The organism is Streptomyces griseicoloratus, from assembly GCF_014534645.1.
Classification (GTDB): domain Bacteria; phylum Actinomycetota; class Actinomycetes; order Streptomycetales; family Streptomycetaceae; genus Streptomyces; species Streptomyces griseicoloratus.
Genome location: NZ_JACVQF010000200.1, coordinates 19,102 through 42,197 on the forward strand (window position 1 = coordinate 19,102; position 23,096 = coordinate 42,197).

Below are 23,096 nucleotides of genomic sequence, written 5' to 3' on the forward strand. Positions count from 1 at the left end.
ATCACTCACTCACCAGCGCAGAAGGACGAGTTCGGAACAGAGTCCAGGGCCCATCGCGAGGAGCACCCCCCACGTTCCGGGCTCGGGACGATGGTGTTCCCGGACGGTTTGCAGGATGTGGAGTACGGAGACGGAGGACATGTTTCCCACCGTGGCGAGGGAGCGCCACGCACAGTCCAGCGCGTCCCCGGGCAGTCCCAGGGAGTCGCTGACGGCGGAGAGGACCTTGGGGCCGCCCGGGTGGCATACCCAGGTCCCGATGTCGTCGGTGGTGAGGCCGTGTTCGGTCAGGAAGGCGCGCAGGTGCCCTCCGAAGTGGTCCCGCACGATGCCGGGAACGCCGGCGTCGATCACGACGCGGAATCCGCTCGCGCCGATGTCCCACCCCAGGAGCTGTTCGGTGTCCGGATACAGGTGGCTGCGCGTGGCGATCACCGAGGGCCCGGCCGCGTGCGGCCCCGCGCCACCGCTGTCACGTCCACCGCGGTCACGTCCACCGCCATCCCGCTCACCGCTGTCCCGCACACCGCTGCCGCCGCGTGCGATGAGCGCGGCCGCGCCGTCGCCGAACAGGGCACCGGCGACCAGATTGGCCCGGGAGGCGTCGCTTCGCTGCAGCGTCAGCGAACACAGTTCGACGGTGAGCAGTGCGGCGGTGTGGCCGGGGTGCCCGCGCAGATAGTCGTGCACGCGGGCCAGACCGGCCGCACCCGCCACACAGCCCAGCCCGAACACCGGCAGCCTCTTGACGTCCGGCCGCAGCCCCATCCGCCCGGCCAGCCGGGCGTCGAGAGACGGGGCCGCGACTCCGGTGATGGAGGCGCACACCAGCAGATCGAGATCGTCCGGGCCGAGTCCCGCCTCCTTCAGTGCGCCGGTGAGGGCGGCCTCACCCAGTTGGAGTCCCGCCGCCATCCACGCGTCGTTGCTCCGTCCGAAGTCACCGAGCCCTGCATACCGCTCGATCGGCAGGGCGAGATGACGCGTGCGCACACCGGCGGAGGCGTGCAGACGGCGCAGCAGGCCGCGGTCCGCCCCCGGCGGCAGGCACAGGTCGCCGATCCGCTCGGTGAGGTCGTCCTGGGCGTAGCGGTACGGCGGCAGCGCGGTGCGCACGGCGGCGATGGTGGTCGCCGCGGCGGGCACGTCCGTCCGGGACGGCCCAGGGGGCGGGGAAGGGGTCGGCGACGGGGAAGGGGACTGCGACGGCGCAGAGGACGGGTCGACGATCACGGGGACACGCATGTCGCTGATGCCTTCCTCGCGCCGGCGGCCCGATTACCTTGCGTAGGTGTCTCTCCACTCGTCCGGAGTTCTCGCGCGTACCCCACACCGCGTCCCGGCGTTGCTGCGCTCATGCCATCCGGAGCCGGCGATCGCCGTGACCGTGTTCGTGACCGCCCTGGCGGTGGCGGCGGGCCGGGGAGCGGCGGGGTCGGCGGCGGTGGCGGCGGCCGTGCTGACCGGCCAGCTCTCGGTCGGCTGGTGCAACGACGCGATCGACGCACAGCGGGACACCGTTTGCGCACGCCGCGACAAACCCGTGGCCACCGGGGAACTCCCAGGCCGGACGGTGGCGGTCGCGGCCGGGACCGCGCTGGTGCTGTGCGTGCCGCTGTCCCTGCTCAGCGGCCCGGCGGCGGGAGCGGTGCACCTCGTGGGCACGGCCTCGGGCTGGATCTACAACCTGCGGTTGAAGCACACGGTGCTCTCACCGCTGCCCTACGCCGTGGGCTTCGGCTCGCTGCCGGCGTTCGTCACCCTGGGTCTGGCGTCGCCGTCCTGGCCCGCCTGGTGGGCGGTGACCGCTGGGGCGCTGCTGGGAGTGGGGGCGCACCTGGTGAACGTCCTTCCGGACATCGAGGACGACCTCACGACCGGTGTGCGCGGGCTGCCGCAGCGGCTGGGCCGTCCGGCCTGCCGGTGGCTGGCCCCGTTCGTCCTCCTGGCCGCCGTCGGCGTGGTCGTCGCGGGACCTCCCGGAGCGGCCGACGACTCGGACCGGGTACTGGCCGCAGCGGCCGGAACCGTCGCGATCGCGGGTACGGCCGTGCCCTCCGGGGCCGGCAGCCGGTGGCCGTTCCGGGCGGCGATCGTGGTGGCCGGAATCGCTGTGGCGCAGCTCGTGCTGCGGGGCTCGGACATGGCCTGATGCCGCTCCCGGGCTGCCACGGGCGGCCCGCAGGTCGCATGGCCGCAGGTCGGATGGCCGCCCGTCGGGTCGTCCCGGGTCAGTGCCACAGCCGCGTATCCCCCGGCGCGGCCTCTCGGCGGTGCCGTGCGCGTTTCCGCGACCCGCAGGGCGGGGACCCGTGGCCCGTGGTGGCGTACGGAGCGGAGCAGCGGGTGGGCATCCCCGTCCTGCGTGCACGCTGGCTGACGCAGACGTTCGTCAACTGGCCGTTCCGGTCGGAGTCGGTACGGCCTCTGGTGCCCGAAGAACTGGTGGTGGACGAGTACGAGGGGACTGCCTGGGTGGGCTTCACGCCGTTTCTCATGGCGGACGTGCGGCCTCCCGGCCTGCCCGGCGCGGTGCCCGGTCTCCCGTCGTTCGCGGAGACCAACCTGCGGACCTATGTCCGGCGCCGGGACGGGCGGGACGGGTTGTGGTTCCTGTCCATCGCGGTCACCTGCCCCCTGATGCTGGCGGCTCGCGCTCTCGGCGTGCCGTACAGTCCGGGCAGCCTCGGTGTCCGCGCGGACGGGGACACCGTCTCGTACTCCGGTTCGCGCTGGACCGACGGGGCCTCCTACCGGCTGGTCGTCCGTCCCGGTGACCCGATCGAGCCGACGGAGCGGGACGTCTGGCTGACCTCGCGCTGGCGTGCGTACACGCGACGGCTCGGCATGCTCTGGGAGACGCCCGTCGAGCACGAGCCGTGGCCGCTGGCCGACGCCGAGGTCGACGTGCTGGAGCAGACGCTGACCGGCGCTGCGGGCCTGCCGGCCCCTCTCGGCGAGCCCGTGGTGCATTTCTCGGAAGGGGTCCGGCACGTACGGATCGGGCTCTCGGCTCCCCGTGTCCCGGCGCCCGGCCCTGCCCCTTCGTGACCCCGGACCGCGACATGAACCGGGCCCTCGCCGCCGGAGCCGCGCAGCGCCCGCGGCTGCGCTTCGAGGGCTGGATCGCGGGCCTGGGCACCTCGTCCGGGACACGCATCGTGGTGGGCCGGTGGCAACGGTCGCCCTTCGGCCCGTTCAACGACGTGATGCTCGAACGAGCCGACGGGGAACGCCTGCTGCTGGCCCCCACACCGGAGTCGGCGGATTTCATCAGCGGCACGTACGCCTTCGACACCGTACGGGTCGTCCCGGTCCACGTGGGCGTCGCGGACGACACCTGGACCGTCGCCGCGGGCACACTCCACCTGCGCTTCACCGTCGGCCGGCGAGCGCTCCTCGGGTTCCTGCTGTGTGCCGTTCCCGGCGCGCTCGCCCGCCGTCCCGCGTGGAGCGCGCTGACCGACCGGCCCGCCCGCCTGCTGCTGCCCGGCGTGCGAACGCGCGGCAGCGCCGGTACGGATCGCCGTGAGTGGTACGGCGCCCGGGACCTGCGGTGGATCTGCGCGGTGTCGGCGGTGTTCGAGGGCACCGGCCTCGGCCGGACGGCGCCCGTCGAACCACCCGTGCGCTTCGGGTTCGGCTCGGTCCCGCGAAGACCCGCGCTCGTCCGGATCACGACCACGGTGGCACCGGTGGGCATCTTGTCGATCACTGTGCCGTGATCGCGGCCGCCGGCGATGTCCGGGCGGCCGGCTGGGCGGCTCGGCGGACGAGCCGGCTAGCGCGCCGCGCGGTAGCGGAGGTGGACGACTCCCGAGCTGAAGGTGCGGGTCTCGGCGAGGGCGAGATCCACCCGGCGCTCGTGCCGGGGAAAGAACGGAATCCCGCCGCCGACCAGCACCGGGTAGACCATGGCCCGGTACTCGTCGATCAGACCCGACGCGGCCGCCTCGGCGGCGAGAGTCGCGCCGCCGATCGCGATGTCGCCCTCCCCCGGCTCGGCGCGCAACCGCTCGATCTCCTCCGCCAGGCCGCCAGAGGCCAGGCGCGCATTGCCCTGCACCGCCGACAGCGTGGTGGAGAACACCACCTTGGGGAGCGGCTTCCAGAGGGCGGTCCACTCGAGCATGGAGTCGTCGAGCGACGGGTCCTGGTCGGCGGTCTCCCAGTACAGCATCGTCTCGTACAGTCGTCGTCCCAGCAGGTGGACGCCGACCTCTCGGATCTCGTCGATCCAGAAGCGGAAGACCTCCTCGTCGGGCGCCGTCCAGTCGAATTTCCCGTCCGGCCCGACGATGTAGCCGTCCAGGGAGACGCTCATCGAATAGGTCACGCTGCGCATCGGATGCCCTCCTCGGTGACGGGTTCGACGGTACGACCGCCGGAACGCCTCGGACTCATCGCGGCTCGCGGGACGTACTGGGCCGCCGGCTCCGACGGACCGCATGACCGGAGGCCGCACACCGGCCGCCGGTCACGGTGCCGGGGCCGCTGTGCGCCGTTCGTCCTCGAACCCGGCCGCTACCGTTGCGGCACCGGGAACGCCACCGGGCTCTTCGCGCCGTTCCGGCTCACCGCGCGCACGCCGAAGAAGACGTTGTCCTTCGACAGGTCCACCTCGTGCCGCGTCACGTCGCCGACCTCGATGACATGCGTCCACTCGGGCGCGGTCGTCTCGCGCCACACCACCTCGTACCCCGCGAGATCCGGCTCCGTGCCGCGGTCCCAGACCAGCTCCGTGGCGTTGGTGAGGTTGCTGGTGACGATCTTGGCGTTCTTCGGCGTGCCCGGGGCCTGGGCGAGGGTCCACAGGGCCGCGCCGTTCACCCGGGCCACCCGCGCGATGTAGTCGAAGTCGCAGAACTCCGGCAGGTCGCCGAACTGCTTGCCGTCCTCGACGCGCACGTCCTGGTGCTGGTGGGCGAAGTCCTCGGCGGGTTCGGTGAACCGGGCCGCGGGATAGCCGCGTTCGAGGAACGGGATGTGATCGCCGCCGCGGAGGTAGCGGTCACGGCGGTAGATCACGCGGACGTGCATGCCGGTGGCATCGTTGTCGGCGGTGTCGCGGACGAAGCGGGCGAGCTGGCGCGACGGCGAGTCGTTCTCGCCGCCCACCGACCGCCGGGTGGCCGCCTGTTCGGGCGTCTCGGAGCTGGGCACGCCCTCGGCGAAGAGCCGGATGGTGTACGGGTCGAGGGCGCCGTCGTCCGCCTTGGGGCTGCCGACGATGTCGTCGGTGAACATGCCCTGGACGTCCGTGCCCGCGGCCTTGTACCGCGCGGCCATGTGCGTCGCCCCGTACAGGCCCTGCTCCTCTCCCGCGACGGCCGCGAAGACGATCGTGGCGGCGGGGCGGCGCGTGGCCATGACGCGCGCCAGTTCCATCGACACCGCGACGCCGGAGGCGTCGTCGTCCGCGCCCGGGGAGTCGCTGGTCGCGTCCATGACGTCGGTGACGCGGGAGTCGTAGTGCCCGGAGACGATGTAGACCCGCTCGGGGGTGACCGAGCCGCGCAGGGTGGCGACGACGTTGGTGATCCGGGTCGCGACCGGGATCCGGGACGCCGGTTCCTGGATGTACGACTGGAGTTCGACGGTCATCCGGCCGCCGGAGGCTTCCGCGTACTTCTGCATCTCGGCGTAGATCCAGTCCCGGGCGGCGCCGATGCCGCGCACCGGGTCGTCCTGGACGGACAGGGTGTGCCGGGTGCCGAAGGAGGCGAGCTTGCGCACGGTCGCCTCGATGCGTCCGGGGTCGATCTCCTTGAGGAGGGCGCGCAGTTCGCGGGAGGGAGACTGCGCGGTGGCGGGGCGGCCTCCGTGTCCCCGGCCAGGGCCCGGTCCGGGGACGGCCGCGGTCGCCTGACCGGTGGCTGCTGCGCCGGCCGCGACCGCTCCGGCTGCGGCGGTGAGTACGGCTCTTCTTGTGGTGCCGCTGGTTGCCTGTGAAGTGTGCGACATGAGGCAATCATCATGGGCACGTCAAACTTTTGACAAGTGGACTCGGTGCCGAAGGAGCGGTGGCCGCCGTGGCGGAGACCGGCCGGTCCGTGGCCTTCGTTTGCCGGAAACCGGGTTTGCCCGTTTCCGGCAAGGGTTACAGTCGGCGGGCAGTCGCCGCCGGCGGCGGGCGGGCCCCCTTCCGGGAGCCGTGAGCCCTCACCGTCGGTCACCGTCGTGAGCCGTCAGTGAGGTGGTAGCCCATGAGCATCGTCGACCTAGCCGCACTCGGTGAGTCCTTCACGCGCGACCCGTACCCGGTGTACGCCCGGTTACGGGCCCAGGGTCCCGTGCACCGCATCCGGATGCCGGAGGGGAACGCGGAGGCATGGCTCGTCGTCGGCTACGAGGCCGGGCGCGCCGTGCTCACGGACCCGACGCTCTCGAAGGACTGGGCCAAGGCCTCCCCCTCACTTCCGCTCGGTGCCATCTCCTCCGGTCCTCATATGCTCCGGGCCGACCCGCCGGACCACACGCGGCTGCGCAAGCTGGTCGCCCGGGAGTTCACCACCCGCCGGGTGGAGGCACTCGCCCCGAGCATCCAGAAGATCACCGACGCGCTCCTGGACCGGATGCTCACCGCGCCCGACGGGCGTGCCGACCTCGTCGAGGCCCTGTCCTTCCCGCTGCCCATCTCCGTCATCTGCGAACTCCTCGGCGTTCCGGACCTCGACCGCGCTTCCTTCCGGACGTGGTCGAACGACGCTCTCGGCGCCACCGACCCCGAAGCCCGCACGGCCGCCGCGGCGTCCATGGCGCGGTACCTGGAGGAACTGCTCGCGAACAAGCGGCAGCAGCCCGGCGACGACCTCATGAGCGCGCTGATCCACGGTTCGGACGACGGCGGCGACCGGCTGTCCGCCGACGAACTCCGCGGTATGGCCTGGCTGCTGCTGGTGGCGGGCCACGAGACCACCGTGAACCTCATCACCAACGGCGTCCTCGCGCTGCTCACCCATCCCGAGCAACTGGCCGCCCTGCGCGCCGACCTCACACTCATCGATTCCGCCGTCGAGGAGATGCTCCGCTACGACGGTCCCGTGGAGACGCCCACGTACCGGTTCACCACCGAGCCGCTGACCATCGGGGACACGGTCGTCCCCGGGGGCGGCGAGCTCGTCCTCGTGGCCCTGGCCGACGCCGACCGCGATCCGGCCCGTTTCCCCAGCCCCGACCGCTTCGACATCACCCGCGACACCCGCGGCCACGTGGCGTTCGGCCACGGGATCCACTACTGCCTGGGGGCTCCGCTGGCCCGACTGGAGGCACGCATCGCCATCAGAACGCTTCTGGAGCGCTGCGAGAACCTGGCCCTGGACATCCACCCGGCGGCGATCACCTGGCGTCCAGGGCTGATGATCCGCGGCCCGCAGAGCCTGCCCGTGCGGTTCGCCCCGTAGCTGCGGGGTCGGCCATCCCTCGTACGGCCGCGGGCCGGGGCGCTGCGCCCCGGCCCGCGCCGACGCCTGACGTGGAAGCGGTACGGGCGGGATCAGCAGGTGTCGCACTGCTGGGGCAGGGTGTCCCAGAAGGAGGTGTCGGCCTCGCTGACCGATCCGTCGGCGACGGCTGCGATCGTGGCCTCCATGGTGACGACGGACTGGTGGATCAGGTACCCGTTGGACTTCTGGCCGAGTACGTAGGGCGCGTACTCGTGGTCGCTCATGCCCCGCATCTCGAACAGGAGGGTGGCGATCCCGTACTCGGCGGCCATGCCGTTGCGGCCGATCGTGTTGGCCGAACCGCCGTTGTACAGGCCGATGTGGCCCCATCCGGTGCGGTCGACGTTCCGGTAGACGACGGCGCCCAGCTTCTTGGACCTCTCGACGAGTTCGGGCGAGACGTCCGGGGTCGTCGGGTACAGGATGGAGCCGGACACCAGGTTCCCGTTCACGCGGGACCGGGTGCCCTGGTGGTGCAGGTCGATCGCGTAGTCGATGTCGTACACGCCCAGCACGTTCTCGTGCAGCGCCCGCGTCTCGGGCTGGGCCTTGGCGACGTGGTCGCGGTTGAGGTCGACCTCGTTGGCGTTGTAGCGGGTCAGGTGGCGTTCCCCGGCGGCGAGGTAGTCGTCGAGGGGGAAGTTGACGTCGCCCATGGCGCCGTCGGCGTTGAACATGGGGATGAACAGGACGTTGACGTCCTTGAGCAGCGCCTCCTTGGACGGGGAGCCGAGCGACTTGATGGTGTGCAGCATCGCCTCGGTGGTCAGTTGCTCGTTGCCGTGCTGCTGGGCCAGGTACAGGATCGTCGGGTTCCCGGGATCGCTCACGTACTTGACGAGGTGGATGTCGCGGCCCTTGACGGTCTGGCCGATGACCTCGAGCTCCATCGCCTCCTGCCGGGCATCCTGGGTCTCCAGGAAGTCCACGACATCGTCGTAGGTCGACAGGATCGACGTCCTGATGGTCTCGTTGCCCTGATAGTCGGGGCCTTCGCCGACGGCCGCGGCGTTACCGGTGAACAGGGTGCCGGTCAGCAGAAGCGCGCCTGCGAGGGCGGCGGTACAAGCGGATCTGGCGATGGCGATGCTGCGCATGTCGAATCCTCGTCTCGTCGTGTCCGGCGGCCGGTCTTCCTCCGGAGGACCGGGACCGGCCGGCGTCCGTGGGTGAGCCCGGAGCACCGCGGCCGGCACCGGTCCTCGGGGGTCAGATGTGGTTGCCGGGGATCACCGTGAACGTCGCGGGGCCGGCCGGCAGCTTCACCGTGTACTGGCGCAGGTAGGTGTCCAGGAACGGCGAACGGGCACCTGCGGTGGGAACGTCGTCGGCCGGGTCGTCCAGGGCCAGCCTGAGCCGCGCGCCCTTGACCTCGATCGTCTCGCCGGAGGGCGTGTCGCGCCACGAGCCGGTCTGGATGGAGCCGATCTCCACGGCCAGGACGTGCCCGGCCGCAAGGGTCCAGTCGGTCGCCTTGAGGTCGACGGTCAGCCGGCCCGAGTCCACCAGGGAGACCTGCTCGTCGAACATGACGGCGGTGCCGTCCGGGGCGACGTCGTACAGCTTGAGCATGACATTGCCCTCGCCCTTGGCGTTCAGCGAGACCTGCGGAGTCCCGGTGATGCGCACGGCGCGGTCGACCGGCCGCGACCAGCGGAAGAAGCTCGACGTGACCTCACCGGAGGCCTGTTGCTTCGCGATGCCCTTGGCCAGGCCCTTCGGGGCGGGCTGCTCGGTCGCGGGCGCGTTCTCCATGTCCCACGCGCCGGACGGCTGCGCCGGAGCCTGCGGGGCCGGCTCGCCGGATGCGGTCAGGGCCGCGCGGGCGGAGGCGCCTCCGTCGTCCACGTACCTGCCCCCGCCGAGCGGGAGGGTGACGGAACGCTCCACGACCGGCCAGGTGTCCTGGGCACGCCAGGCGCCGGTGTTGTCCTCCATGGAGTAGGCGGGGTAGTCGACCGCCGGCCGGACGCCCTTGAGGTACTGGTCGAAGAAGGAAAGGGTCTCGTCGTACCAGCCCTCGCGGCCCATGGCCAGACGCCCGTCGCCGACGCGGTCGCCGCCGCGCACATGGTCCCACTGGCCGAGCCAGCCGCGCTCGGGGCCGGTGTGGTTGTCGAGGTACTCCTCCATCTCCTCGGGCTTGGTGTTGTTCTCGATGAAGCCCTGGGTGACGAACAGCGGGGTGTCGGATCCCTCGGCCATCTTCGCCAGGTCGCGGGAGGTCCAGTGCTCGTCCCACTGGTCGGATATTCGGTACCCGGCCGAGTTCTCGGTGAGGCATTCCGGGTGGGTGTCCTCGTAGGCGGCGTTGGCCAGGTAGTGCGCGTCGTCGTCCGGCATCTGGTCGAACGTGGCGATGCCGTTGTACGCGTTGGCGGTGCCGGTGACGTTCGGGCGGGGCACGCCGTTGGAGTAGATGTACTGGTACATGTCCCAGACGGGCTCCTGGGCGACGACTGCCTTGAGCGCGTCCTGGTCCAGGTTGTTGCCGATGAGACCCGTGACGGCGTCGTACGACTTGCCGTACATGCCCACCGCGCCGGTCGACCACGGGCGGCTCGCGGCCCAGTCGACCGCGGCCTTGACGTCGGCCTGCTCGCCGGGGCCGCCCCAGTCGAGGCAGCCGGTGGAGCCGCCGAAGCCGCGCAGGTCCACCATGACGAAGGCGTAGCCCTGGTCGAACAGGTCGGTGCCCTCGATGAAGTCCTGGAAGCGGGACGAGGGGCCGGTGTGCGTCCAGCCCTCGGGACCGGTCTGACCCGCGTGCCCGAAGTAGGGGCCGACCGACAGGATGACGGGTACCCGCTCGCCCTCGCCCAGTCCCTCGGGCAGCAGGACGTCGGCGTGGAGTTCGGTGCCGGAGCCGTCCGAGGACGGGAAGTAGTGCTGTGTCCAGACCGATCCCTCCGGGACGCGGTCGTTCTCCTCGTGCGTGACGGGGGCGGTCGCGGTGGCGACCGCCCCCGTCCGGGCCCGCGCCGTGGCGGCGGGTTCGGATCCTGCGTCGGGCGCCGCGGCGACGGGGCCGGCGAGCGTGCCCGTCAACGCGAGGGTGGTGACGAGGACCGAGGCGGCCCGGGCGGCCGAGCGGCGTGCTCTCACATGCTCCTCCGAAGTGGTCGGTGCGAGGTGGTGCCGGTGGTGCCGGTCGAGCAGCGGCCGTCCGCCTGCCGCCTTCCGGGGTGACGACGGGCGGCCGCGTGCACGCGGAGCGCTGAGCAGCAGGGGCAGCAGGGGCAGCAGCCTTGACCGCGGGCACGGGCTGGCCGCTGGCGGGCGAGCCTATGTTGATCGTGAAACTACGTCAACGGCACTGTGTGACGCGCGTGTTACTCACGGAGCACGACCGCCCTCGCGGCCGCTGACGGTCGCGGCGGCCGGAGTTGGCCACTTGGTGAGGGTGGTGTGCGGTCTTGGATCGGCGCTGTTCACAGATGCCCCTCGTGCGTCTAGGGTGACGCAGCACCACCCCTGGGAAGTTCTGAGCGACACCAGAGGAGTAGTGAATTGTCTGCACGCAGATGGATCGCCGCGCTGGCGAGTACGGTTCTGACCGCCGGACTCGGTACCGCGGCCGTCACCGCGACCGCCACCGGCGCGGCCGCGATCCCGCCCGTCTCCCACTGCGGCACCGAAGCCTCGGGCTCCGGCAGCAACGGGTTCGTGAACCACGACCAACTGGCCTCGGCGCTGCAGCAGTTGGAGACCAGCACCGGCGGAACCGTCGACGTCGAGGTAGCCGGGTACTCCAACCAGGGCCGCGCGATCCACATCGCGCGCGTCGGCGAGGGCGACAAGGTCGTGTTCGTGCAGACGCAGATCCACGGCAATGAGATGCACGGCACCGAGGCCGCCCTCGAACTGCTCAAGCGGTGGGGCTCCGACAGCCCGGCGGCGCGGGAGCTGCGCGAGAACGTCACCGTGGTCGTCATCCCCCGTCTGAACGTCGACGGCGGTGAGCTCGACCAGCGGCAGAACGCGATGACGTGGGACGATGCCGTTGCCGACTTCCCGCAGCTAGAGGGCGTGTCTCCGGCGTGGAACTACAACGCGCGCGTCGGCGGCTTCGACATCAACCGGGACTTCAACCCCGACCTGGACTACGTACCCGCCCCGGAGGACTTCCCCGGCAACAGCGCGGACACCGGTTGGTACATCACCCCGGAGGCGCAGACCTCCCGGAACGTCTACAAGGCGCTCGAGGAGGAGTTCGGCACCGTCGACTACTTCGTGGACCTCCACAACCAGTGGTCCTGCTACGCCACCGACGACCTGGAGAACATGTCTCCCCTGTCGATATCGGCGAAGTTCATCGACAACCCCGCCGAGTTCGGTAACTGGCCGAAATTCGACATGAACGCCTCCAAGCGGGCGAACGTGGCCGTCTACCAGGCCCTGCAGGGCCGGGGCGAGTCCGGCTTCGGTGACCTGACCCTGTACCCGCAGGACACCAACCTGCCGGGCACCGCGCTGGGTTCCTACCAGCTGCGCGGCTCCGCCGTCGTCCTGTTCGAGACCTCCTCCCAGACCCAGTACGACGGCATGAAGCGCAACGGCATGCTCACCCGGCAGATCGAGACCGGCCTCGGCGGCCTCGTGGACGCCGTTGCGGACGGCTCGGTCGACGCCCTTGACGAGAGCGTCTACGACACCATCCCGCAGCGGGTCTACCTGCCCGCCGACTGAGTGGGGCCGGGGCGGGTTCCCCACGGCTCGGCCGTGCGCCGACGGCTGCCGGCCCACTCCAGCCGGGTCGGTTCGGTACCTCCCGTCGGCGCGGCGGCGTGGTGCGGAGCCTCGGAGCGCTTCATCCTGGAGTGGATGGCCGTGGCGCACCTCCGGCGTGAGCGCCTGCACTGGAGTGCTCCTCAGCCGTGGCGCGCTCATGCCGTCATCCCGAGTCGTGGGGCCGATCGCGGGAGGCTGGTGACACCATGCGGATGCTGTGTGTCCTTGCCGTCCTGGTCGGCGCGAACCTGCTCAACAACTGGCTCGCGCCCGGCGCCTACGTACCCACCTGCGTGGTCGCGACCGCCGCGCTGCTGTTGATCGCCCGGTGGGACGGTCTCACCCGCGCCGATCTCGGGCTCGACACGGTTGCCCTGTACCGGGGGCTGCGGTGGGCATCGGTGCTGGTGGGCGCGGTTCTCGCCGTCTTCTTGCTCGCGCTCGCTCTGCCGGCCACCAGGGAGGCGTTCGAGGACGAGCGCGCCGCCGGCCTGACCGTGGGGCAGCTGCTCGGACGGGTGCTGGTCCGGGTGCCGGTCGGCACCGTGCTGCTGGAGGAGACGGCCTTCCGCGGTGTGCTGTGGGCCATGGTGCGGCGTCGTCGCGGTACCGCCTGGGCCACTGCGGTTTCGTCGTCGCTGTTCGGGCTCTGGCATCTGCTTCCCTCGCGCGGGCTGAGCCGGGCCAACGCCGCCGTGGCGGTCCTCGGCACCGGGCCGGCAGGCACCGCGCTGTCGGTCGCCGCCGCCGTTGTCGCCACGGCCGCGGCCGGGGTCGGCCTGTGCGAGCTGCGGCGCCGGTCCGGAAGCCTGCTGGCGCCCGCGGCCCTGCACTGGGCCCTCAACGGCTTCGGCTACGTGCTGGCCTGGTCAGTACCCCGCTGGAGGGGCGGGGACTGAACCCGCAGCACGAACCTCCTGCTCGCCGAGCCGCCCGGCCCGGCACGGCCCCAGTACGACGTCGCCGTGAGACACTTTGCTCTGTCTTTGCCTTTCGGGAACCCCGTGGCTCCCGGGCGCGTTCAAGCTGGTGGCCGCGAGAAATCGCGTCCGAGGATCAAGACGGGTACGCAGCAGCAACAGAAGCCGAGGTGGCACGAGTGGCAATGTGGGACAAGATCAAGGACCAGGCCAAGACCTTCCAGCAGTCCCAGGGCGCTCGGGGAGCAAGCGGTCCCGGGCAGGTACCGCAGGGGTCTCATGGGCTGGGCCGGTCGGGCTCGTCCTCCGGTGGTTCCAAGGCCCAGTTGCTGGGGCTGTTCAAGTCCCAGCTCGCCTCGGTCAAGACGGAACTCAAGAGCGGTGCCTACCGGGATGCCAGCATGGCCATGTGCGCGCTGGTCGCCGCGGCCGACGGACAGGTGGAGCCGGCGGAGCGGCAGCGCGTCGAGGAGCTGATCGTCTCCAACGAGGTCCTCCAGAACTTCCCGGCGGACCAGCTCCGTCAGCGGTTCAACCAGCATGTGGACCGGCTCCTGGGCAACTTCGAGCTGGGCAAGAGCGAGGCCCTGCAGGTGATCGCCAAGGCCGCCAAGAAGCCCACGGAGGCCCGGGCGGTCATTCAGACCGGCATGGTCATCGCCGGGGCCGACGGGGTCTTCGAGCCGTCCGAGCAGTACGCGATCCGCGAGGCCTGCACCGCACTGGGTGTGTCGCCCTCGGAGTTCGGCCTCTGATCCCGCAGGCTCGGCGCCGGTGCGCCGCGACTCCTTCCCGGGTCGCGCAGCGACCTGAGCGGTAGCGGCGCTCCGGACCGCTGCCCCGGGTGATGAAGGCGTTCCAGCAGCCGGGTGACGCGCGGGTCCTGCCGCACGGCGTTGGCGGTCCCGGACCAGGACGGCCGACGCCGGGCGCGCGCGGATGCGTGGCTGCCGGCGGGCGCGTACCGCGTGCTTCGGGTGCTGGGCGAGTTCGGCGTGGGGTCGACCTCGGTCCGGGCAGAGACGTAGCCACTCTGCACGTGCTGCCGGACGGCTGCCCGGAGGACCGAGGTCGTCGAGTGGATCCTGGAGCGGGCCGGGCGGGGCAACTGAGGCGAACTCAGCGTGTGAGTGGACAGGCTGGTTCGAGGAGCATGTCGACTCGTCGATAGCCTGCGGCATCATGACGCGTACTTGGGTCTTGCCAATACTGCTGGTGCTCTGCGGCTCGGTCGTTGCGAGCGGGCTGGTCTTCAACGGGAGCCCCGGCGAGGCCGCAGTACTCCTGCTGGTGTTCGTTCTGCTCGCAGGCGTGAACTCGCCTCTGATCTTCCCGAGACCCATCGGTGCGCTGGAGGCACAACGCCGCAGCGCGGTCGACGGCCGACCGGTCGTCTACTGGCGGTCGGGCTGCAAGTACTGCCTGCGGCTGCGCATCCGGTTGGGCCGTAGCGCCCGCCAGTTGCATTGGGTGGACATCTGGCGTGACCCGGCTGGAGCGGCAGCGGTGAGGGCAGCCAACGAGGGCAACGAGACGGTGCCGACCGTCGTCGTGGCGGGGCGGCCACGTACCAACCCCGACCCTGAATGGGTGCGCGAACAGCTCTCCCCTTCCGCGTGATCGGGTGCGGTGCCGTGCCCCGGCAGCCGACCGGGCGGGAGGTCCACGGCACGGTACGCGCGGCCGTGGCGCCCGCCCGACCGCGCGGATGCTCAGCCCGGCGCCCTGCCCACCGCAGGCCGCTGCGTGCGCCGAGTCCGCGCCCGGAGCACGGCGGCGCCGTGACGGCGGACCGGTAGCGCAGCGCCGCCCGGCTCTGCGCCCCCGCCTTCGTCGGCCACTGAAGGTGTCACGCCCGCTCCGCCGGATCGGTGAAGCGCCGGACGAAGGCGAGCGCGGTGTCCGCGACCTCGCGCCAGCCGTTGTCGATCGTCAGGGCGTGCCCGCGTCCGGGCATCTCGACGATCTCCGTCACCGCGTGCGTGTTACGGAGCTGCTTGTCGTACGACGCCTTGGCGATCGCCCAGGGAACGGTGTGGTCCCGTTCACCGGAGACGATCAGCAGCGGTCCGCGGCCGGCGGCAAGGGTGTCGACCTTGACCTCCGTCCAGGGGTTGAGGTTGGCGACGGCCGCCTGGAACAGCGGAACTCCGGGAGCGGGCACCGCGAAGGTCTCGTACAGGGAGCGCGCCTCCTCCTCGCTGACGGCGTTGGCGAAGGAGTAGCGGAACTGCTCGTACGTCAGCGGCACCGCGCGGTGGTAGTTGGCGGGGTTGCCGAGGACGGCGCTCGCGGCCCGGAGCGACGACAGGGGCAGGGGCAGAACGCCGCGGAACGGCGCCGGGTCGATGGCGACCGACGCCTGCGACAGTTCACGACCGGCGATGATCTGTGTGATCAGGCCGCCGAAGGAGTGACCGACGACCAGGGCCTGCGGTCCAGCTTGCGGACGAGGTCGCAGAAGTGGTCGGCGACCTGGCCGACGGACTTCCCGGCGAACGCCTCCGGGTGTGCGCGCGCCTGCTCGACCGTCTCGGGGTCGTCGGGCCAGCCGGGTGTGACGGCGATGTAGCCGGCCTCCTCGAAGACGGTGGCCCACCGGTCCCAGCTGGTGGGCAGGAGCCACAGGCCGTGGATGAAGACGACCGGAATCCGGCCGGAGGCGTTGGCACGTTCGATCTGGGCGAGGTCACGGGCGTAGGAGGCGCCGGACGGCGGGCTGGATGACATCAGTCTTCTCCAGGGAGGAGGTGGAAGGGAGGGACGTGGAAGGTGTCAGGCCACATGGGCCACGGCGTCCCTGATCACCGAGGTGACGGTGCCGGGACGGCTGTACAGGGGCAGGTGGGAGGAGCGGACCTCCACGGTGCGGGAGCCTGCCCGCCGGGCCTGGAAGCGCTGGAGCTCCGGGGGGATGCCGCGGTCGTCCCCGGTGACCAGCGTCCAGGACGGCAGCTTCCGCCACGCCGCCGCGCCGGCCCGGTCGGTTAAGTCGCCGGCGTTCAGAGGATGGCCAGGGCCACGGCCCGGCCCGCGCCCTCTGGGAGGACGTCCAGTTGGAAGCAGGCGACGAGGACGGAGGCGATGGCCACCGTGTAGAAGCCCAGGGGCATCGGCGAGGCGATGGGCCGGAGGTTGATCCGGGTCATGCCGCGCAGGGCGGGTTCGAACCGCCGTCCGCCGGCCGTGTCGGCCGGGCGGTGCTCGCTCGTGGTCATGGTCTCTCCGGAGGGGTGCGGTGGGGTGGTCCTCACCGCTGGGCGAAGGCCCGGCGCAGCGTCGTCGTGGCCAGTTCGATGGCCGACTGGGCGGCCTGGGTCTCGCGGAGCGCGTTGAGCATCACGAAGTCGTGGATGACGCCCTGGTAGCGCACGGCGGCGACGGGAACGCCAGCTGCCCGCAGCTTGTTGGCGTACGCCTCGCCCTCGTCACGCAGCACGTCGGCCTCGGCGGTGACGACCAGGGCCGGGGGCAGGCCGGTGAGCTGCTCGGTGGTGGCCCGCAGCGGGGAGGCGGTGATCCGGGCCCGCTCGTCCTCGTCGGTGGTGTACTGGCCCCAGAACCACTGCATCGCGTCACGGCGCAGGAAGTAGCCCTCGGCGAACTGGTGGTAGGAGCCGGTGTCGAAGGCCGCGTCGGTGACCGGGTAGAACAGCACCTGCTGCACCAGGGGCAGTCCGCCGCGTTCCTTGGCCAGCAGGGTCAGGGCGGCGCTCATGTTGCCGCCGACCGAGTCGCCGGCCACCGCGACACGGGCGGGGTCGAGGCCCTTGGCGGCGCCGTCCGTGACGACCCAGCGGGCCACGGTCCAGCTCTGCTCCAGGGCGACCGGGTAGCGGTGCTCGGGCGACCGGTCGTACTCGAGGAAGACGACCGCGGCGCCCGTGCCGACGGCGAGTTCGCGCACCAGCCGGTCGTGGGTGTGCGCGTTGCCGAAGACCCAGCCGGCGCCGTGGATGTAGACGATCACCGGCAGCGGTCCCGATCTGCTTGTTCGTCAGCCCGGTGGCGACGAGCCGGGCGATGCGCAGTTCCTGGGCCGTCAGCGACTCGGCCCGGGTCATGGCGCCGTCCAGAGAGCGGCCCGTGGCGCGCAGTTCCTCGCGGCACTGCTCCGCCCAGGGCTCGGCGCGCAGCTCGCGGAAGGTGTGGTGCGCGGCGCGCAGGACGTCCTCCGCCTCGGCGCGGCGACCGCGGTGGCGCAGCCACGACCCGTGGGCCGGCCGCAGCCGGGCCCGTTCGAAGACCCACTGCTCGGCTCCCGGCACGGCGTATGCCGCCGCGTACGCGGCGTCCGCCCGCTCGTCGTCGGCCGTCAGCGCGGTCACGGCGGCGAGGACGAACGCGTGGTGCGCGGAGATCTCGTCCATCCGCGCCGCGCGCCCGGCCGCCACCTGGGCCAGGGCCTCCGTCCTCCGGCCACAGCGCAGGGCGGCGAGCACGAAGTCGAGGAGGGGAAGGTGGAACCAGGCGAGCCCGCTGGGCAGTTCTCCCGGCGGCATGAGCCCGCGCAGGCCGTGGTACGCCTCTTGGTGCCGTCCGTGGACCAGGGCGGCCAGGGCTTCCAGATGGGTCAGGTGGTCGGTGACGAACCGCATGCGGGCGCGCCGTGCCTCCGGCTCGATCCGCGCCAGCAGCGGGCGCAGCCGTCGCTCGTCACCGCGGCCTGCCAGGAAGTGCGCGTAGTAGTGCCGGAACAGCAACGCGTTGGTGTGGTAGCCGAGTTGCTCCGCGGTGTCCGCGTGGCGCAGGCAGTCCTCCGCGGCTCCCAGCGACCGCTCAGGAAGTCCTGGTAGCACTTGGCCTTGGCGACGGATCCCCGGGTGGCGTAGGCGTGCTGTCCGCCGAACAGCCGCCACAGGCCGGCGTCGGCGCCGTCCACGGCGGACGCGGCCCACAGCAGCAGCCAGGCGTTTCCGGTCTGCTGCTCGGCCGTCATGCCGGCCACCAGGTCCCTCAGCTCCGTCTCCGCGCCGCGTGCCGTGCGCGGAGGGTCGGCCCAGGCCCGGTGGCAGAGGCGGGCCGCGGAGGAGACATGGGGCAGGTGCCGTTCCAGGGCCTGCCAGCCCCGGGGGTCGCCCTTTGTACACGGAGGCCAGCAGGAGTTTGAAGAACGTCTGCTCCGCCAGGTCGCCGAAGATCCGGGGGCCGGAGGCGGCCAGCGCGTCGAGGGCCCGCGGCAGCAGCGTGAACGACGGGGTGAAGTCGACGTGGTGGCTCTGGTCGACGTACACGACCGCGTAGGCGAACAGCGGGGCGGTGTCCGCGGGTATCGGCCCGTTCCGCAGCTCGCCAGATGCCGCGGAGGTGCTGGAGCACCAGGTCGTGCATGGGGCCGGCCCTCAGCTGGAGGCTGGCCTTCACCACCATGTCCACCGGCACGCCGAGGCGTTCCACGTCGATCATCATGGCCTGCCCGGCTCCGTCGCCGGACCAGCCGTAGACGCGGGGCGTCAGCTCGTGGAAGACGAGGATGTCGTCCGGGCCGTAGGTCAGCTGCCGGCCTGCGACCTCGCCGCGCCCGACGCCACGGGGCTGCAGGGCCACGGAGAAGATCGGGTGGCTGCGCTGCCGGCTCACGTGCGGCTTCGTACGGTGGACCGTGAAACCGGAGTTGCGGGTCTGGACGAGGTCGAGGCCGCCGATCCGCCAGCGTTCCATCCGGGCGTGGATGCGGCCGGTCTCCTCGTGGAGGATACGGTTGGGCACCGAGTCGTTGGTCAGCGCGTGGTGGAACGCGTCCACCCGCTCGTGTGGCGCCACCGTGTCAAGGTCGAGCAGCAGCACGACTCCCTCTCTGCGACCGCGGAGGACCCCATTGTGCATGACGCTCGTCCCAACGGATGGCCCGCGGGACGACCGGCGGAGCGTCAGGCGATCACGGCGGCCTTCAGCGTCGTTCCTCGTGGTGAGGGGCGGAGCGGTGGCGCAGCCGGGCCGCCAGGACCGCGACGTCGTCCTCCGCGTGCCGGGCGTCGAGGCGGGTGAGCACCGTGTCGAGGATGTCTTCGATGCCCGGGGCGGCACCGAAGTCGACCTGGGCGAGTCGGTGCAGGGAATGGTCTATGTCCTCGCCGCGGCGCTCGACGAGCCCGTCGGTGAAGAGCAGCAGTGTCTGGGACGGGTCGAGCCGGTAGGTGACCCGCTCGTAGCCGCCGAGGCCCGTCCCCAGAGGGGGGCCGACCGGCACCGGCAGCAGTGAGGCGCGGCCTTGTCCATCGACCACTGCCGGGGACAGGTGGCCGGCGCTGGCGAGGGTCACCTGACCGCGATTGGGATCGATCTGCGCTATCAAGCAGGTGGCGGGCCTGCGCTCCGGCTCGCCGGCGGCAAGGTCGTCGAGCTGGCGCAGAATGCGGTGCGGCGGCAGGTCGGCGGAGGCGCTGTAACGCAGGGACGAGCGGTAGGCGTTCATGTCGACGGCGGCCTCCAGACCGTGTCCCATGACGTCGCCGACGACGAGCAGAGTACGGCCGAAGTGCAGCCGGACGGTCTCGCACCAGTCCCCGCCGATGAGGGTGTTCTGCCCGGCGGGGAGATAGCGGATGGCCAGATCCAGATTGGGATGCGGCCGGCCCGGCTCCGACAGCAGGACTCGCTGCAGCTTGCCGACCGTGCCACTCACCGCGTCGTATTCCCGGGCGTGCCGTATGTGGGAGGCGGCGATCTCGGTGAGCAGGGTCACGGCTTCGACCTCTGCCGGGGTGAACGGTGCCTCCTGCCGGCCGCTCACCAGCACGCCGCAGCGGTGGCCGTTCGCCGAGGTCAGCGGCACGCACAGCACACGCCGTCCGTCCTCGAGCACCGCACGCGCTGAGCCGCCCTCCCCCCGGCCCGCGGCCTCCCGCACCGCGGCCGCGACCCGGCCGGGGACGGGCAGCACCGCGGGGTTCCCGACGACGGACTCGTACCGCGGGCCGGCCTCTCCGCCGAGGCTCAGCACGGCCGCCGCACCTCCGACCAGCCCGGCGACCTCCCGGATCAGTTCCGCGCTCGTGGTGTCCTCGTCGAGCGTGGTGCCGATCCGCACTGCCGAGCGCAGCGCGGCCATCCCGGCCGGCACATCGACGTCCGGCGCCGGAACGCCGCCGGGCTCGGCCGACCCCGTCGACGCCGGTCCGGGAAGCGACTCGTACCGTCCCGCCACACGCACCACCCTATGCACAGGCCAGCGGGCGTGGGTGACAAAAACGTTTCATGAAACCGAACAGGCACTCGCTCAAACATGCGGAAAAGCCGAGCACAGGCAGTGGGCGAGGCACCGGCTCGCCCTCCCCGGCCTGCTGTCGTCAGAGGCGGATGCGCCGCCCGAGGCTGCGGCGCAGGAGTCTGCGTATCCGGCGAACCGGGCGCGCGGACGCAGCGGGCCGAGGGTGCTCCGCTCGGCCCAGGGGACTCTCCGGCATCGGAAGGCTGCGTCCGTCGACCTCCAGGACACAGGTGAGGGCGCCGGCGTCGCCGGGGCGGAGGGTCACGCCGAACGACTGGGGCGGGTCGCCGGGCAGCTGGGCAGCGAGCGTGCTCGTGGACTTGCGGTGTCCCGCCTGCGTGCGCTGGTAGCCGACCACCTTGCCGTCCACGAGCAGCTCGGTCTCGCTCGCGGTGGCCTGCACGGTCACCGAGTGACCGTGCACATCCAGATGGAACCGGTGAGTGCGGGACACGGCACACCTCCCAGGCACCCGAAGACAGGCACATTCCAGCCTAAACGGGACATGGGTGGTGCACAGCAGGCGGAGGCGCCCGACACACTCGGCCCGGTTCACCACGTGGCACGGACGAGGAGCACCAGATGCTGCGAGGCAACAACAACCTCACAGGCACCCGCCGAAGCTTCCGTACCGCAACCCTCCTCCGGCACTCATGAAACCGCCATCGGCCCGCGATCCCGCTCCCTCGGCGATGCAGCCGATCGCTGCCGGGCCGTTCCGGCCTCGGCATCGTGAGGCGGCATCGGGTGCCGACGGCTTGGAGCGAGTCCGTCCGCCATGGACAGCGAGCTGCCGGCTCCTCAACGCCCTACACCCGCGCCGGTGTCCTGAGCGAGAGGATGGAGGTCACCGTGCTGCTGTCCCGACGGGCCGGAACCGTGTACGCAGCTGATGTCCGCGCGGTAGTCACCGTGCACCACCGCTCCCCCGGCGGCGGTGCACGGGTCGGGTTCTTCTGCGAGGCCCGGCGATGGCCGGGCGCGCCGCGCGTGATGGGGCCGGCCATGTGCCCGCGGCCCGGCGCCCGCAGGCGGCTGTGCCACCGCCTGCGCACCCATCCTGTCGGCAAGGGCGAGCCCCGACAGTCTTGCCGTTGTAGGCATCGGCCGCCTCCCTTCATGCCCCGACGCCGGCCAACTCACCCGCTCCAGGAACCCGTTCGAAGCAGACCGAGCGCGCGAACGGATGGAGAACCGCCGGTTGGGCATGGGGGAGTTCGGCGGGCCGCCCATGGCACCTTGTAAGGTACCTCCCGAATCATCCAGAGGGGTGGAGGGACCGGCCCTACGAAGCCCCGGCAACTCCCCGGTCGAGTCGGCGTGCGACACGCGCGACACCGGCCGGGATCAGTGCCAACTCCGGCCTGTCGCCAACGTGGCGCGGGAAAGATGAGGAGACACGGTGCTCTCTGTGCTGTCCTTCGCCCGGGCGCTCCCCGCCCCGGCCCTTCCGCGTACCCGTCTCGTGTCCGGCACAGGCAATCGGCCGACTCTTCCGGCCTGTCCCCGCTGACCTCACCCCTCCTCGCCGGAGCCCCCGTGAGCGCAACCCAATCCGTCGCTCGCGGATTTGAGACTGGAGTACCCATTCATGGAGAACACGAGCGGCGTAGGTGTGCTCGACAAGACCGCCTTGATCCTCGGGGCCTTGGAGGCCGGCCCCACGACTCTGGCCGGACTGGTCGCCACCACCGGTCTGGCGCGGCCCACCGCCCACCGACTCGCCGTCGCACTCGAACGCCACCGTCTGGTCACCAGGGACATTGAGGGCCGCTTCGCCCTCGGTCCCCGACTCGGCGAGCTCTCGGCCGCCGTCGGCGAGGATCGCCTGCTGGCCGCCGCTGAACCGGTCCTCACCCGTTTGCGTGACGCCACCGGCGAGAATGCTCAGCTCTACCGTCGGCAGGGTGAGGAGCACATCTGTGTGGCCTCCGTCGAGGGCCTTCTCGGCCTTCGCCACACCGTTCCCGTCGGCGTCACCCTTCCCATGAAGGTCGGCTCCGCCGCCCAGATCCTGCTCGCTTGGGAGGAGCCCGAGCGCCTTTACCGCGGCCTCCGAGGTGCCCGTTTCACCGCCACCACCCTGAGCCGCGTACGGCGCCGCGGCTGGGCTCAGTCCGCCGGAGAACGCGAGCCCAATCCGGCTTCGGTCTCCGCGCCCGTCCGCGACCCATCCAACCGGGTGGTGGCAGCCGTCTCCGTCTCCGGCCCGATCGAACGCCTCACCCTCCACCCCGGCGCCCACCTCTCCCAGGCCGTCGTCGAGGCGGCTGCCCGCCTCACCGATGCCCTTTGCCGCCCTTGACGAGCCCACCCGCCATCCTCCTGAAGCTCATGCACCGCAGCCCCAGCAGGTCCGCCTCATGCCGCGGCGTAGCCGTGAGCTCGGCGGCCTTGACCAACCGCCAGTCGGTCAGCGTCGTCTGCTCCCGGCCGTCGGCCGGCCTCAGCTCGCCCGGCCATGCCCGTTCCGGACGACCCTCCCGGAAGCCTGTCGTCGCCGCCGGCACGTGCCCGGCCCCGGTCCGGGCCCGGTCCGGCTGGTGCTCGTCAAGGTCGGCCGGCGTCGTCGGCCACCCCGAGTGCACCGTGTTCGCCCGGCACGCGCCGATATCTGCGACAGCCCCGGTGACAATGGTTTCTGCCGATCTCGCTGCCCAGCAGATCGGCACATCCCCACTGACCTTGGCCGTTGCCGACCAGGCAGAAACTGGTCCGGCTCGATGCGGCAGCACTCGCCAGTGAGCGACGTCACCCCGCACGTCAGTTCTTGGTCTGGACATCTGACCT

21 protein-coding genes, 1 pseudogene and 1 riboswitch are annotated in these 23,096 nt (G+C 71.5%); of the genes and pseudogenes, 10 read left to right on the forward strand and 12 right to left on the reverse strand.

Going from position 1 to position 23,096, the window contains the following annotated elements; all coding sequences use genetic code 11:
- Positions 1-9: 9 nt before the first annotated feature.
- Positions 10-1,245, reverse strand: coding sequence for a type III polyketide synthase (locus tag H0H10_RS20605; protein ID WP_188182513.1), 1,236 nt, complete (start codon positions 1,243-1,245; stop codon positions 10-12).
- A gap of 136 nt (positions 1,246-1,381) precedes the next feature.
- Here H0H10_RS20605 and H0H10_RS20610 point away from each other — a divergent pair, with 136 nt between their 5' ends.
- The 3 genes from H0H10_RS20610 (at position 1,382) to H0H10_RS20620 (ending at position 3,725) form a co-directional block, all read left to right on the forward strand.
- Positions 1,382-2,152, forward strand: a complete 771-nt coding sequence (locus H0H10_RS20610) for a UbiA family prenyltransferase (RefSeq protein WP_309141851.1) — start codon at positions 1,382-1,384, stop codon at positions 2,150-2,152.
- 167 nt (positions 2,153-2,319) lie between these two features.
- On the forward strand, positions 2,320-3,051 hold the full coding sequence (locus H0H10_RS20615) for a YqjF family protein (RefSeq protein WP_309141852.1): 732 nt from the start codon (positions 2,320-2,322) through the stop codon (positions 3,049-3,051).
- Between the two features lie 14 nt (positions 3,052-3,065).
- On the forward strand, positions 3,066-3,725 hold the full coding sequence (locus tag H0H10_RS20620) for a hypothetical protein (protein WP_188182514.1): 660 nt from the start codon (positions 3,066-3,068) through the stop codon (positions 3,723-3,725).
- A 56-nt stretch (positions 3,726-3,781) separates the two neighbouring features.
- Here H0H10_RS20620 and H0H10_RS20625 read toward each other — a convergent pair whose 3' ends face one another.
- Together H0H10_RS20625 and H0H10_RS20630 are read right to left on the reverse strand one after the other, a co-directional pair.
- A complete protein-coding gene (locus H0H10_RS20625) occupies positions 3,782-4,345 on the reverse strand; it encodes a dihydrofolate reductase family protein (protein ID WP_188182515.1) in 564 nt (187 codons plus the stop codon).
- Positions 4,346-4,524: 179 nt separating this feature from the next.
- Positions 4,525-5,964: a M20/M25/M40 family metallo-hydrolase gene (locus H0H10_RS20630; RefSeq protein WP_188182516.1), complete on the reverse strand. Its 1,440-nt coding sequence runs from the start codon at positions 5,962-5,964 to the stop codon at positions 4,525-4,527.
- Positions 5,965-6,206: 242 nt separating this feature from the next.
- On the opposite strand from H0H10_RS20630, the gene H0H10_RS20635 reads away from it, so the two are divergent.
- Positions 6,207-7,403 carry a cytochrome P450 family protein gene (locus H0H10_RS20635; protein WP_188182517.1) on the forward strand — a complete coding sequence of 399 codons (1,197 nt, stop codon included), beginning with the start codon at positions 6,207-6,209 and terminating at the stop codon, positions 7,401-7,403.
- A gap of 92 nt (positions 7,404-7,495) precedes the next feature.
- On the opposite strand, the gene H0H10_RS20640 is transcribed toward H0H10_RS20635, so the two are convergent.
- Positions 7,496-8,542 carry a M14 family zinc carboxypeptidase gene (locus tag H0H10_RS20640; protein ID WP_188182518.1) on the reverse strand — a complete coding sequence of 349 codons (1,047 nt, stop codon included), beginning with the start codon at positions 8,540-8,542 and terminating at the stop codon, positions 7,496-7,498.
- Positions 8,543-8,654: 112 nt separating this feature from the next.
- Positions 8,655-10,550 carry a CocE/NonD family hydrolase gene (locus H0H10_RS20645; protein WP_188182519.1) on the reverse strand — a complete coding sequence of 632 codons (1,896 nt, stop codon included), beginning with the start codon at positions 10,548-10,550 and terminating at the stop codon, positions 8,655-8,657.
- A 405-nt stretch (positions 10,551-10,955) separates the two neighbouring features.
- On the opposite strand from H0H10_RS20645, the gene H0H10_RS20650 reads away from it, so the two are divergent.
- From H0H10_RS20650 to H0H10_RS20665, 4 genes are all read left to right on the forward strand, one after another.
- Complete coding sequence (locus H0H10_RS20650) at positions 10,956-12,134, forward strand: M14 family zinc carboxypeptidase (protein ID WP_188182520.1); 1,179 nt, start codon at positions 10,956-10,958, stop codon at positions 12,132-12,134.
- Positions 12,135-12,388: 254 nt separating this feature from the next.
- Positions 12,389-13,075, forward strand: coding sequence for a CPBP family intramembrane glutamic endopeptidase (locus H0H10_RS20655; RefSeq protein ID WP_223180182.1), 687 nt, complete (start codon positions 12,389-12,391; stop codon positions 13,073-13,075).
- A 200-nt stretch (positions 13,076-13,275) separates the two neighbouring features.
- Positions 13,276-13,851, forward strand: coding sequence for a tellurite resistance TerB family protein (locus H0H10_RS20660; protein ID WP_188182926.1), 576 nt, complete (start codon positions 13,276-13,278; stop codon positions 13,849-13,851).
- A 427-nt stretch (positions 13,852-14,278) separates the two neighbouring features.
- Complete coding sequence (locus H0H10_RS20665) at positions 14,279-14,716, forward strand: glutaredoxin domain-containing protein (RefSeq protein WP_188182522.1); 438 nt, start codon at positions 14,279-14,281, stop codon at positions 14,714-14,716.
- 229 nt (positions 14,717-14,945) lie between these two features.
- On the opposite strand, the gene H0H10_RS20670 is transcribed toward H0H10_RS20665, so the two are convergent.
- The 4 genes and pseudogenes from H0H10_RS20670 to H0H10_RS20680 form a co-directional block, all read right to left on the reverse strand.
- The gene (locus tag H0H10_RS20670) at positions 14,946-15,557 is read right to left on the reverse strand and encodes an alpha/beta fold hydrolase (protein WP_306420958.1); all 612 of its coding nucleotides are present in this window, start codon (positions 15,555-15,557) and stop codon (positions 14,946-14,948) included.
- Positions 15,494-15,826, reverse strand: a complete 333-nt coding sequence (locus tag H0H10_RS40760; RefSeq protein ID WP_306420954.1) for a lipase family protein — start codon at positions 15,824-15,826, stop codon at positions 15,494-15,496. The genes H0H10_RS20670 and H0H10_RS40760 overlap by 64 nt, the downstream gene beginning before the upstream one ends.
- A gap of 272 nt (positions 15,827-16,098) precedes the next feature.
- Positions 16,099-16,314, reverse strand: coding sequence for a hypothetical protein (locus tag H0H10_RS20675; protein WP_223180183.1), 216 nt, complete (start codon positions 16,312-16,314; stop codon positions 16,099-16,101).
- 32 nt (positions 16,315-16,346) lie between these two features.
- Positions 16,347-17,078, reverse strand: a pseudogene (locus tag H0H10_RS20680) (alpha/beta hydrolase); the annotation flags it as partial.
- A gap of 169 nt (positions 17,079-17,247) precedes the next feature.
- On the opposite strand from H0H10_RS20680, the gene H0H10_RS20685 reads away from it, so the two are divergent.
- Positions 17,248-17,892 carry a hypothetical protein gene (locus tag H0H10_RS20685; protein ID WP_188182523.1) on the forward strand — a complete coding sequence of 215 codons (645 nt, stop codon included), beginning with the start codon at positions 17,248-17,250 and terminating at the stop codon, positions 17,890-17,892.
- Positions 17,893-18,052: 160 nt separating this feature from the next.
- Here the strand turns inward: H0H10_RS20685 and H0H10_RS20690 are convergent, their stop codons facing one another.
- The 3 genes from H0H10_RS20690 to H0H10_RS20700 all read right to left on the reverse strand — a co-directional run bounded on the left by H0H10_RS20690 (position 18,053) and on the right by H0H10_RS20700 (position 20,760).
- On the reverse strand, positions 18,053-18,922 hold the full coding sequence (locus H0H10_RS20690; protein WP_223180184.1) for an AraC-like ligand-binding domain-containing protein: 870 nt from the start codon (positions 18,920-18,922) through the stop codon (positions 18,053-18,055).
- Between the two features lie 64 nt (positions 18,923-18,986).
- A complete protein-coding gene (locus H0H10_RS20695; protein ID WP_309141853.1) occupies positions 18,987-20,243 on the reverse strand; it encodes a PP2C family protein-serine/threonine phosphatase in 1,257 nt (418 codons plus the stop codon).
- 142 nt (positions 20,244-20,385) lie between these two features.
- Positions 20,386-20,760 carry a hypothetical protein gene (locus H0H10_RS20700; protein WP_188182525.1) on the reverse strand — a complete coding sequence of 125 codons (375 nt, stop codon included), beginning with the start codon at positions 20,758-20,760 and terminating at the stop codon, positions 20,386-20,388.
- A gap of 801 nt (positions 20,761-21,561) precedes the next feature.
- Positions 21,562-21,702, forward strand: a riboswitch (SAM riboswitch).
- Positions 21,703-21,897: 195 nt separating this feature from the next.
- Here H0H10_RS20700 and H0H10_RS20705 point away from each other — a divergent pair.
- Positions 21,898-22,611 carry an IclR family transcriptional regulator gene (locus tag H0H10_RS20705; protein ID WP_188182526.1) on the forward strand — a complete coding sequence of 238 codons (714 nt, stop codon included), beginning with the start codon at positions 21,898-21,900 and terminating at the stop codon, positions 22,609-22,611.
- Positions 22,612-23,096: the final 485 nt, after the last annotated feature.